Raw genomic sequence first — 11824 nt, forward strand, 5'->3', positions numbered from 1 at the left:
GCTTTGCCCGTGGTCGTCCTTCCTGCCCCCGCCCCCACCGCCCCGCGCCCCGGCTACCGGCTGATCGCCGCCCCGGTCGCGCCGCCGCGTCCGCTCGTCCTGGATGCGGCGCAGCGCGCGGTGGTCGAGCACGGCGTCGGGCCGCTGCTGGTGCTCGCCGGGCCCGGCACCGGGAAGACGGCCACGCTCGTCGAGGCGGTCGCCGCGCGGATCGAAGCCGGGACGGATCCGCGGTCGATCCTGGTCCTCACCTTCAGCCGGCGAGCCGCCGGAGAGCTGCGGGAGCGGATCACCGCACGGCTCGGTGCCGAGGGCGGGGCCGGCGGAGGTCCCGGGGCGTGGACGTTCCACGCCTGGTGCCTGGCGCTGCTGCGCGCGCACGAGCGGCCGGCCCCGCCGGGCGGGCTCCGGCTGCTGTCCGGCCCGGAGCAGGACAGTCGGCTGCGCGATCTCATCGAGGGTTCCCGCGAGGACGGCCGGCCGGTCTGGCCCGAGCCGCTCGTGGGTTGCCTGCGCACCCGCGGTTTCACCGAGGAGGTGCGGGCGCTGCTGGCCCGCGCCCGCGAGGTCGGGCTCGAACCGGTCGCGCTGGCGCAGCTCGCTCGGCGTACCGGCCGCCCGGACTGGGCCGCCCTCGCCGAGTTCTACGAGATGTACCTCGACGTGTTCGGATTCGAGGGGGCGGTCGACTACACCGATCTCGTCCACCGGGCCGTGGTCGTCGCCGAGAGTGCCGAGGGGGGCGCCTGGCTGCGTGGGCGCTACCGGCACGTCTTCGTCGACGAGTACCAGGACACCGATCCGGCTCAGGAACGCCTGCTGGGGGCGGTGGCCGGTGGTGGTGGCAACCTCGTCGTGCTGGGCGACCCGGACCAGTCGATCTACGCCTTCCGGGGGGCCGAGGTCGCCGGCCTGCTGGGCTTCCCGGCCCGGTTCCCCCGCCTCGACGGCGAGCCGGCGCCGATTGTCGCGCTGCGGCGCTGTCGGCGGATGGCCCCGGCCCCGCTGGCGGCGAGCCGGCACGTGGCCCGGCGGATCCCGGCCGCCGGGCTTCCGGTGGCTGCGATCCGGGCACACCGCGACCTCGTCGGGCGCGCCGACGCCGGGGCGGGCCAGGTGCAGGCCCGCACGTTTCCGGGCACCGGCGCGGAGGCCGAGTCGGTGGCCGACCTGCTCCGTCGCGAACATCTGGAGAACGGCGTCGCCTGGGACGCGATGGCGGTCCTGGTCCGCACGGCCGAGCGGATCGGCCGGTTGCGCCGCGTGCTGGCCGCCGCCGGCGTTCCGGTCAGCGCCGACGGTGACGACCTGCCGGTCGCCCAGGAGCCGGCCGCCGCCCTGCTCCTGCTGGCGCTGCGCTGCGCGGAGGATCCGGCCGGGGCGCTAACCGTCGACGCGGCGCGCACCCTGCTCACCTCGCCGCTCGGTGGAGCGGACCCGGCCGGGCTGCGGGCGCTGGGCCGGGCTCTGCGCACCTTCGAGCGCGACGCGGGGGCCGAGCATCCGGCGCCGTCGGCGGAGCTGTTGCGGGCGGCGGTCGCCGAGCCCGACCACTGGCTGGCGACGATCCCCGACGACCTGGCCGGTCCGGTCCGGCGGGTCGGCGGTCTGCTGCGGACGGCCGGTCAGGCGTTGCGGGACTCCTCGGGCGCCCCGCAGGACGCTCTGTGGGCGCTGTGGTCGGCGAGCGAGTGGCCGGCGCGGCTGCGACATGCCTCGGCGGCCGGGGGCGCTGCCGGGCGCGCGGCCGACCGTGACCTCGACGCCGTCGTGGCGCTCTTCGATGCCGTCACCCGGCTGGGCCAGCGGCGTGGGCCGGGCGGTGGCGTCGCGTCCCTGGTCGCGGAGCTCACCCGCCAGCAGATCGCCGGGGACGTCCTCAAGCCGGCCGGGGAGTCCGTGCGCCGCCGCGGGGTGCGGCTGCTGACCGCCCATCGCGCCAAGGGGCTCGAATGGGAGGTCGTCGTCGTCTGCGGAGTGCAGGACGGCACCTGGCCCGACCTGCGGGAGCGGCATTCGCTGCTCGGTGCGGAGCAGCTCGACGCGCCGTCCCGGGGCGGGTTGCGCCCGCCGCTGACCCGCCAGGACCTGCTCGCCGATGAACGTCGGCTGTTCTACGTCGCCCTGACCAGGGCGCGGCGCCGGCTGGTCGTCACCGCGGTGAACAGCCCCGAGGACGACGGCAGCCTGCCGAGCCGCTTCCTTGAGGAACTGGGGGTAGCGGTGGAGCACGTGCCCGGTCGCCCAGCCCGGCCGCTCACCCTGGTCGGCCTGGTCGCGACCCTGCGCCGGCTGGCGACGGAACCGGGCTCAAGCCCGGTGATGCGCTCCGCCGCGCAGGCCCGCCTCGCCGCGCTCGCCGCCGCACGGGACCAGGCGGGCCGGCCCCTGGTGCCGGCCGCGCACCCGGACACCTGGTGGGGGCTGCTCGACCCCACCACGTCGGATGTTCCTGTCGTCCCGGTGGCCGGGCCGATCCGGCTGTCCGGCTCCTCGCTGTCGAGCATCGGCGCCTGTTCTCTGCGGTGGTTCCTCGAGCACGAGGCGTACGCGGTCACCCCGGCCTCGACCGCGCAGGGATTCGGCAAGGTGGTGCACGCCCTGGCGGACGAGGTCACGACCGGGCGGACCCCGGCCGATCTCGCCGCGCTCGACGCCCGGCTGGACACGGTGTGGCAGCAGTTGGACTTCGACGCCCGCTGGCGCTCCGATCAGGAGCGTGCGGCCGCCCGCGAGGCGCTCGCCCGCTTCCTGGACTGGCACGCCGCCGAGCGCGGTCGGCGCGTGATCGACGCGGAGGTCAGGTTCTCCTGCGACCTACGGGTCGCCGGGCGGGACGTCCAGCTGCGCGGATTCATCGACCGGCTCGAACTGGACGGGGCCGGCCGGGTCCACGTCATAGACTTCAAGACCGGTCGGACCGCGGTCGCTCCCGCCGAGCTCGCCACCCACCCCCAGTTGGGCAGCTATCAGCTCGCCGTGCGGGCCGGCGCGCTCGACGATGTGCTCGCGGCCGCGGCGCCGGATCAGCCCGGGGCGGATCAGCCCCGGGCGGTGCCCGGCGGGGCGGAGCTCGTGCAGCTCCGGCGGGATGCCGGCGCTGCGGCGGCCGGTCCGCGGCTGCCGGGGGAGCGGCCTGGCCCGCCGGAGGTTCAGGCCCAGAGTGCGCTGCCTCCCGACGGCGTGACCTGGATGGACGAGGTGCTCGACGCGGCGGTGCGCACCATCGACGCCGAGGCGTTCCGGCCGACGCCCGGCGACCACTGCACGCTGTGCACCTTCCAGACGAGCTGCCCCGCGCGGCCCGAGGGACGTCAGGTGGTCGAGTGAACCCGCAGGTGGAGCAGCCGGGCGCGGGTGTCCACGTGACGATTCCCCGCCAGCCGTTCCTGCCCGGTTTCGACGGCGACGTCGACGGTGACCCGGCGGGCGGCGTCGCCGCTCCCCGGCTCGACCCGGATGACCTGCGCGACCTGCTGGAGGTCCCGTATACCGACGAGCAGATCGCCGCGGCCACTGCTCCGCTCGAACCGGGGATCATCATCGCGGGCGCGGGATCCGGCAAGACCTCGGTGATGGCCGCGCGGGTGGTCTGGCTCGTCGCCACCAGGCAGGTGCGGCCCGACCAGGTGCTCGGACTGACCTTTACGACGAAGGCAGCGGCGGAGCTGTCCGGTCGGGTGCGGCTGGCGTTGCGCAAGGCGTCGGCCGGGGCGGGCCCGGGTGGACCGGCCGCGGACGGCGAGGTGGATGGGGAGCCGACCGTCGCCACCTACCATGCCTTCGCCGGGCGGCTGGTCGTCGACAACGCCCTGCGGCTGGGGCTGGAGCCGGACCTCCAGCTGATCTCCGGCGCGGCCCGCTACCAGCTCGCCGCCCGGGTCGCCCGCTCCCACGGCGGGAAGGTGGAGGCGCTGACACGTTCGCTGGGCGCGCTCGTCGGCGAGCTCGTCGCGCTGGACGCCGAGATGAGCGAGCACCTGGTCGATCCGGCGGACCTCGTCGCGTTCGACGGCGCGCTGCTCGCCGAGATCGACGCGGCGCTGCGGCGCGCCGAGCAGCGGCGGGGCACCCGGGGCGTCCGCCGGGAGCTACGCCGCTGCTCGGCCGCCGCCCGGGGGCGCCGGGAGCTGGCCGCCCTGGTGGCGGAGTACCGGGCGGCCCGGCGGGAACGCGACGTCCTGGACTTTGGTGACCAGGTCACCTGTGCCGCGAGGCTCGCCGAGACCATGCCGGAGGTCGGTCGGGCCGAGCGGGCGCGGGCCGCTGTCGTCCTGCTCGACGAGTACCAGGACACCTCGGTGGCCCAGCGGCGGATGCTCACCGGCCTGTTCGGCGGCGGGCATCCGGTCACCGCCGTCGGCGACCCCTGCCAGGCGATCTACGGCTGGCGCGGGGCGTCGGTGGCGAACCTCGACCACTTCCCCACGCACTTCCCCGGGGCCGACGGCACGCCCGCGGCCGTCTACGAACTGTCGGTGAACCAGCGCAGCGGCGGCAGGCTGCTCCGCTTCGCCAACACCGTCGCCGCACAGCTGCGGGCCCGTCACCGCGTCGTCGAGCTCCGCCCGCGGCCCGACGTGGCTGACCAGGGCGAGGCGGTGGTCGCGTTGCACGTCAGCTGGGCCGACGAGGTGGCCTGGATCGCCGGCCAGCTCCGCCGGGTGGTCGACGCCGGCACCGCTCCCGGCGACATCGCCGTGCTGGTCCGGGCCCGTGGCGACATCCCCGCGCTGTTTACCGCGATGCAGGCGGCCGGGCTGCCCGTCGAGGTCGTCGGGCTGACCGGGCTGCTCATCGTCCCGGAGGTCGCCGAGATCGTGGCCATGCTGGAGGTGCTCGACTCGCCGACGGCGAACGCCGCGCTCGTTCGGCTGCTCACAGGGCCGCGGGTGCGGCTCGGCCCCCGGGATCTCGCCGCGCTCGGCCGCCACGCGCGTGAGGCGGCGCGGGTCCCGGAGCCGGTCGGCGATCCGGACCTGCCGGGACGGTCCGATCCACTTGCCGAGGCGGTCGCCGACGTCGACCCCGCCGACGTCGTCGCCCTGTCGGACGTCCTCGACGACCCCGGGCCGCAGATGTCCGCGCCGGGGCGCGCCCGGGTGCGTCGGCTTGCCGCCGAGATCGCCGCGCTGCGTGGGCACGTCGGCGAGGGCCTGCTCGACCTGCTGCACCGGGTGGTCGCGACGATCGGGCTGGACGTGGAGCTCACGGCGACCGAGGTGGCGGTGCGGGCCCGGCGCCAGGAGAACGTCGCGGCCTTCCTGGAGGTGGCCGCGGGCTTCACCGATCCCGACGGCACGAACTCCCTGCCCGCGTTCCTCGGATTCCTCCGGGCGGCGCGGGAGCACGAGCGGGGTCTCGACGTCGCCGGCCCGTCCGGGGCCGACGCGATCGCCCTGATGACAATGCATCGCTCCAAGGGCCTGGAATGGGAGGTCGTCGCCGTCCCAAACCTGACCAGCAAGGTGTTCCCCGACCTGACCGTGCGCGACCAGTGGACCACCTCGCCGGGCGTGCTGCCGATCCCGCTGCGCGGCGACGCCGGCGATCTGCCGGCGTTCACGGTCTGCGCCGAGAAGGCCGCCCTGGACGCCTTCCGGGCCGATGCCCGTCAGTACGCCGAGCGGGAGGAACGCCGGCTCGCCTACGTCGCGGTCACCCGGGCGAAGTCGCTGCTGTTCGCGAGCGGGCACTGGTGGGGGCCCACCCAGAAGACCCCACGCGGTGCCTCGGTGTTCCTCGACGAGCTCGCCGAGCACGCCCGCACCGGCGGTGGGCTGGTCGATGTCTGGGCGCCGGAGCCGGCGGAGCGTACCAACCCGGCGCTGGCGACGCCGGAACGGTTCGCCTGGCCGATCCCCTACGAGCCGGAGCCGTACGCCCGGCGCCTCGCCGCGGCCGAGGGGGTCGTGGCGCGGCTGGCCGCGCTGAGCGTACCGGGGGCGTCGGTGGAACCGGCCGGGGAACCGTTCGTCGACGGTCCGGCCGGGATGACGGCGGCCGAGCGCGCCCTGCTCGCCGAGCTCGACCGGGAGGCCCGGCTGCTGCTCGCCGAAGAACGCGCGGCACGCCTCGCGCGGACCGATGTCGCCCTGCCGGCGAGCCTCACCGCGTCCCAGATCGTCCGGCTGCGTGCGGACCCGGAGGCGTTCGCCCGGGAGCTGGTCCGGCCGCTGCCGCGCCGTCCGGTGGCCGCGGCCCGTCGCGGTACCCGGTTCCACGCCTGGGTTGAGGAGATTTTCGACTACCGTGCACTGATCGACACCGAGGATCTGCCCGGCGCGGCCGACGCGGAGCTCACCGACGACGATCTGCGCTCGCTGCAGCAGGCGTTTCTGCGTACCGCGTACGGTGCCCGGCGGCCGTTCGCGATCGAGGCACCCTTCGAGCTCCGCCTCGCCGGGCGGATCGTGCGCGGTCGCATCGACGCTGTCTACGACCTCGGCGGCGGTCGATGGGAGGTGGTCGATTGGAAGACCGGCCGGTCCGATGCCGACGATCTTCAGCTCGGGATCTATCGGCTGGCCTGGGCCCGCCTGCGGGGCGTCGACCTGAGTGCGGTCGACGCCGCCTTCCTGTACGTGCGTACCGGCGCCGTTGTCCGGCCCCCGACGTTGTCCGAGGAGGAGCTCGCCGACCTGCTCGCGAGTCCGAGCACCGGGCCCGCCGCGGGTCAGGCCCGCGGGTCGGCGAGGTCGACGGACAGCGCCAGGTGATCCGAGATGGGCACGCGGCGGGCCTGCACGGCGATGATCCTGCCTACCGGCCCGCGGGCCAGCACATGGTCGAGCTGCACCCGCGGGGAGTGCGCGGGGTAGGTGGGCGTCACCGCCAACCGGCGCCAGCGGGTGAGCGCGGCCGGTAGCCGGCCGGGCAGGTTCAGATCGCCCAGCAGGACCAGCGGCCCCGGGACGTCCGCGAGCCGGCGGGCCAGCCGGCGCAGCTGCACGGCGTTCCAGCCCGGCACGAACGACAGATGGGTGTTGACCACCGTCAGCGGGCCCCCGGCCGACTCCACCCGCGCGGCGATCGCGGCCCGCGGCTCGTCGTCGAGCATGATCAGACGTCCCCGCCTGCCCGGCCCCCCCGGTATCGCGATCGGGGACCGCACCGGCGCCCGGCCGAGGTCGATCACTCGCCACTCACGGACGGGCAGCCGGCTGATCAGAGCGATGCCGTACGCCGGCTCGTCGTCCCGGCGCTGCCCGTCAGCCGGCCGCCAGCCCACGCCGGGCGTGCCGAAGACGGTGGGGACGAACCGCCAGTCGTCGTCGCCGGCTCCGATCATCGCCGCCGCCTCTGCGGCGAGGTCCAGCCCACCCGATCGTGGCTGGTCGAGATCGACCTCCTGGAGCCCGAGGACGTCCACGCCGAGAGCGGAGACGGCCGCGGCGAAGCGGGCGGGCTCGACCGTCCCATCCGTGAGCGACAGGCCGTGCATGATGTTGAAGGAGCCCAGCCGCACGCCTGGACCGTATCGGATGCGAGGTCCGTCACGGCCCGGGTGGCCGACCCCGCACCGCCGCGGGACGGCGGGAGCCCGGGCCCCGGCCCTCGTCCGTGTCCTCGCGGACCGCGGCGCTCACCGGGTCGGTGGCCACGTCCTCGGCGCCCCCGGCGCGCAGCACCAGTTCGAGATCGAAGCGGGTGTCAGGGTCCTCCAGACATGGTCCGAACAGCTCGCGAAGCTGGTTGACCCGGTAGCGGACGGTCTGCGGATGGATGTGCAACCGCTCGGCGATCAGCCCGCGCTGCCCCCGCAGGGTCAGCCAGTACAGGAGGGTCTCGGCCAGCCGTTCCCTGGTCCGGTCGGGCAGCCCGTCAAGGGGGGCGAGCCGGCGGGACGCGAGGTCGGTGATGAGCCCGGGGTCGCTGGCCAGCAGCAGGGCGCTGAGATGTTCGTCGGTGAACAGGGGGTCGGCCGCGGCGATACCGCGAAGCCGCCCGGCGCTGCGGGCATCGCAGGCGAACCTCGCCCGCGCCGCGCTCGCCGCCGCCTGACCCCACGGCACGGCCGGTCCCACCACCGCGGCGAGCCCGGCGAGCTGTTTCGCCAGTGCCGCCCGGGTGGCCGCCCGCTCGGTCGAGCCGACGAACACCCAGATGTCTCCCCCCTGCACAGCGCTGGGGCAGCCCGAGGGCAACCGGGAGGGGAGCGAGCCTGCCCAGGGGTCGGCCTCGTGGTCGGCCTCATGGTTGCCCTCGTGGTCGGCCTCGCCGTCAGCCGGGTGGGTGGCCGCGGAGCCGGTCGGGGCGGGGACGAGCACGGCGGCCAGCCGGCCGGGCAGCCGCACGCTGCCGGAACGGGCGACCTGCGCGATCGCCCCGCCGGTCGCGCCGGACAGCAGCATCTCGCCCAGCCGGTCCCATAGCCGCTCCAGTTCACCGGCCGCGGTGTACTGCTCGGATGCGTAGCCCTCGGCGGAGGCCGCGGAGATGCCGTCGATGTAGGCGAACATCATCTCGGCGAGGGACACCAGCGCCGGGCCGTCCAGCCCGCCGCGGCGGGCCGCAACCTCCCCGAGGCGCCGCCAGGAGACGCGGGCGCCCACCCGGTAGGCGCTCAGCAGGTTGTCCAACGACCGTCCCGCGTACACCTCGCCGCGGCCGAGACGGACATAAACCTCCCGGCTGGCGGCGAGGTCGACAGTGCAGTGGGGACCGGCCTCGACCAGGCTGAGGAAGCGGAACAACGCCTCGTCGACTCCGCGGCGCACCCCATGGCCGAACTTGCCCTCCAGCGGGCGCGCGTAGGCGGGAACCTCCCGGGCGATCGCGGCGATAATCTCTTCACCCAGAGCGTCGAACTCGGCAGCGAGGATCTCACTCAGCCGGGCCGGAAACTGTCCCATGAGGACAGTTTGCCGCCCGACAGTCGCAATCTCCCGCACCTCGTCGTCTGGGCGGGGCCGCCCGTGGTCGTCGCCGACGGCCGGCGGAATCGGTCCCGAGCGGGTCGGGGCAGGGCAGGGCCCCCGTGGCCATGACTTGGGATGGGCGTCCTCTTCGCCACCGGCGCGGCCCGCCGGGCAGTAGCGTTGGCAACTGTGTCCCCGCCTAGAGAACCCGGCCCGGCCGCGTCCACCGCGGTGAAGTCGGCCCTGCCGGCATCCTCCTATCCGATCGAGCGGACCCGGCTCGGTAACGGCCTGCGCGTGCTGCTCGCCCCTGACCACACCGCGCCGGTGGTGGCCGTCTCGGTGCACTACGACGTCGGGTTTCGATCCGAGCCCGAGGGCCGTACCGGATTCGCTCACCTGTTCGAGCACCTGATGTTCCAGGGCAGCGAGAACGTCGGTAAGGCCGAGCATCCGAAGCACGTCCAGGCCGCCGGCGGAATCTTCAACGGATCGACGCACCCGGACTACACGGACTATTTCGAGTTGCTCCCGGCCGGGGCGCTCGAACTGGCCCTGTTCCTGGAGGCGGACCGGATGCGGGCGCCGAAGATCACCCGCCAGAACCTGGACAACCAGATTGCCGTGGTGCAGGAGGAGATCCGGGTCAACGTCCTGAACCGCCCCTACGGGGGATTTCCCTGGATCAAGCTGCCGCCGGTCGCGTTCGACACCTTTCCGAACGCCCACAACGGCTACGGGGATTTCTCCGAGCTCGAGGCCGCGGGCCTGGACGACGCCGAGGACTTCTTCGACAAGTACTACGCACCGGGCAACGCCGTGCTGACCATCGTCGGCGACATCGACCCGGAGGAGACGCTCACCTTCGTCCACCGGTACTTCGGTGACATCCCCGCCCGCTCGGTGCCGACGCGGGTGAGTTTCGCCGAGCCGGTGCCGAGTACCGAGCGCCGGGCGGTGCTGACCGATCCGCTCGCGCCGCGCGCCGCCCTGGCGGTCGGCTACCGGGTGCCCGATCCGATCGGCGACCTGTCCACCTACCTGTCCTACTACCTGCTCACCGAGATCCTCAGCGACGGCGACGCCAGCCGGCTCGAACGCCGCCTGGTGCAGAAGGATCGCTCGGTCATCGGTGTGAGCACCTACCTCGGCACCTTCGGGGATCCGTTCGAGCAGCGTGACCCGCTGCTGCTGACCCTGGAGGCCCGCCAGTCCGAGGACGCGAGCGCGGACGCCGTCCTCGCCGCCGTCGACGAGGAACTGGCGCGGCTGGCGGGCGAGAGCCTGGCGGACGGCGAGCTGGAGCGGGTGCAGGCGCGGGTGGCGTCCTCGCTGCTGCGTGAGTCCGACGACGCGCTGGGACGGGCACTCGCCATGGCCGTGCATGAGCTGCAACGGGGACGTCCCGAGTTGGTGAACGAACTGCCCGCGGAACTGTCCGCGGTGACCGGGCAGGCCGTCGCCGCGGCCGCCCGGGCGCTTCTCGACCAGGGCCGCTCGGTCCTGGAGCTGCGTGCCGGCGCCGCCTCATGAGCGGCAGCGCGCTGAGCTCGACGACCACCCGGGCGGCGGTCATCCCGGCCGTGCGCCCGACCGTCCCGGCGGAGTTGCCGGCCGTCACCGACCACACTCTCGACAACGGTCTGCGGGTGCTGGTGGTGGAGCGGGCCAGTGTGCCCCTGGTCGAGGTGCGGCTGCGGATCCCCTTCGCCGGCGTCGGCGCCGTGCACCAGGCCCGGGCCGAGGTGCTCGCGGAGACGCTGTTCACCGGATCACACCGCTTCGACCGGGTGGGCCTGGCCACCGAGGTCCAGCGCCTGGGCGGATCGTTGTCGACGGGGGTTGACGCCGACCGGCTGGCCATCGTCGGTTCCGCCCTTGCGGTGAACCTCGAACCCTTGTTGGGAATCATGGCCGAGGTGCTCCTCAGCGCCACCTACCCGGACGACGAGGTCACCGGCGAACGCGACCGGATTGTCGAGGACACGGCGATCGCCTGTAGCCAGCCCGCGGTCATCGCCCGGGAGGCGCTGCTCGGCAGGCTCTTCGGTGACCACCCCTACGCCACCGGTATCGCCGAGCCGGAGACCGTCGGACAGGTCGGCCCCGAGGACGTACGGGCCCTGCACGCCGAACTGATCTCCCCGGCCGGCGCGATCCTTACCCTGGTCGGGGACGTGCCGGCGCCGCGTGCTCTCGCGGCGGTCTCCGCCGCGCTCGGCGGTTGGACGGGCGGGCCCGCGCGGACCGTCCCGCCGGTCCCAGCCCTCACCACCGGCCCGATCGTCATCGTCGACCGTCCGGGTGCCGTGCAGACCAACATCAGGCTGGGCGGACCGGCCCTGGGCCGTTCCGCGCCCGGATACCCGGCGCAGCGGCTGGCGAGCACCATCTTCGGTGGTTACTTCAGTTCCCGGCTGGTCAACAACATCCGCGAGGACAAGGGCTACACCTACTCCCCGCGCAGCTCGATCGATCACTACCAGGCAGGGTCACGGTTCACCGTCGCCGCGGACGTCGCCACCGAGGTGACCGGGCCCGCGTTGCTGGAGATCTTCTACGAGCTCGGGCGGATGGCGGTTCTACCGCCCAGCGAGGAGGAGCTCGACGCCGCCCGCCAATACGCCGTCGGCACGTTGGCACTGGGTAGCGCGACCGCCGCCGGTCTCGCCTCGACGCTGTCGGCGCTGGCCGGGGCCGGGATCGGGGTCGAGTACCTGCGTGATCACCCGCGCGCCCTCGCCGAGGTCGGCGTGGGCGACATCCAGGCGGTGTCGGCGGACCTGCTTGCCCCGGCAAAGCTGATCACGGTGCTCGTCGGGGACGCGGCCAGGATTTCCGCGACCGTGGGGGCACTAGGCATCGTCGCGACCTGAGCACCGGGCCCGTCCCGGTCCCGGGGGTCCCGGTCCCGGCGGGGCGTGCTCAGCGCCTGGTGGAGGTGGGACGCGGGGGCGCGGGGC

At 74.4% G+C, this 11824-nt stretch carries 6 protein-coding genes; 4 read left to right on the top strand and 2 right to left on the bottom strand.

What is annotated here, in order from left to right; genetic code table 11:
- Positions 1-9 precede the first annotated feature (9 nt).
- Complete coding sequence (locus AC08OX_RS02975; RefSeq protein ID WP_476606384.1) at positions 10-3330, top strand: ATP-dependent helicase; 3321 nt, start codon at positions 10-12, stop codon at positions 3328-3330.
- Positions 3327-6719, top strand: coding sequence for an ATP-dependent helicase (locus AC08OX_RS02980; protein WP_476606385.1), 3393 nt, complete (start codon positions 3327-3329; stop codon positions 6717-6719). Before AC08OX_RS02975 ends, AC08OX_RS02980 begins: the two co-directional genes overlap by 4 nt.
- Here the strand turns inward: AC08OX_RS02980 and AC08OX_RS02985 are convergent.
- Both AC08OX_RS02985 and AC08OX_RS02990 read right to left on the bottom strand, forming a co-directional pair.
- Positions 6677-7468, bottom strand: a complete 792-nt coding sequence (locus AC08OX_RS02985; protein WP_476606386.1) for an endonuclease/exonuclease/phosphatase family protein — start codon at positions 7466-7468, stop codon at positions 6677-6679. The genes AC08OX_RS02980 and AC08OX_RS02985 overlap by 43 nt on opposite strands.
- Before the next feature lie 28 nt (positions 7469-7496).
- Positions 7497-8855: a PucR-like N-terminal domain-containing protein gene (locus tag AC08OX_RS02990; RefSeq protein WP_476606387.1), complete on the bottom strand. Its 1359-nt coding sequence runs from the start codon at positions 8853-8855 to the stop codon at positions 7497-7499.
- A gap of 237 nt (positions 8856-9092) precedes the next feature.
- Here AC08OX_RS02990 and AC08OX_RS02995 point away from each other — a divergent pair, with 237 nt between their 5' ends.
- Positions 9093-10394 carry a M16 family metallopeptidase gene (locus AC08OX_RS02995; RefSeq protein ID WP_476606389.1) on the top strand — a complete coding sequence of 434 codons (1302 nt, stop codon included), beginning with the start codon at positions 9093-9095 and terminating at the stop codon, positions 10392-10394.
- A complete protein-coding gene (locus tag AC08OX_RS03000; protein ID WP_476606388.1) occupies positions 10391-11737 on the top strand; it encodes a M16 family metallopeptidase in 1347 nt (448 codons plus the stop codon). Before AC08OX_RS02995 ends, AC08OX_RS03000 begins: the two co-directional genes overlap by 4 nt.
- The last annotated feature ends 87 nt before the right edge of the window (positions 11738-11824 follow it).

This window comes from Frankia sp. CoBUL1 (assembly GCF_978021245.1).

Coding starts and splice junctions, on each gene's coding strand:
- AC08OX_RS02990 (WP_476606387.1), bottom strand. CDS start 8,855: ATGGGACAGTTTCCGGCCCGGCTGAGTGAGATCCTCGCTGCCGAGTTC.
- AC08OX_RS03000 (WP_476606388.1), top strand. CDS start 10,391: ATGAGCGGCAGCGCGCTGAGCTCGACGACCACCCGGGCGGCGGTCATC.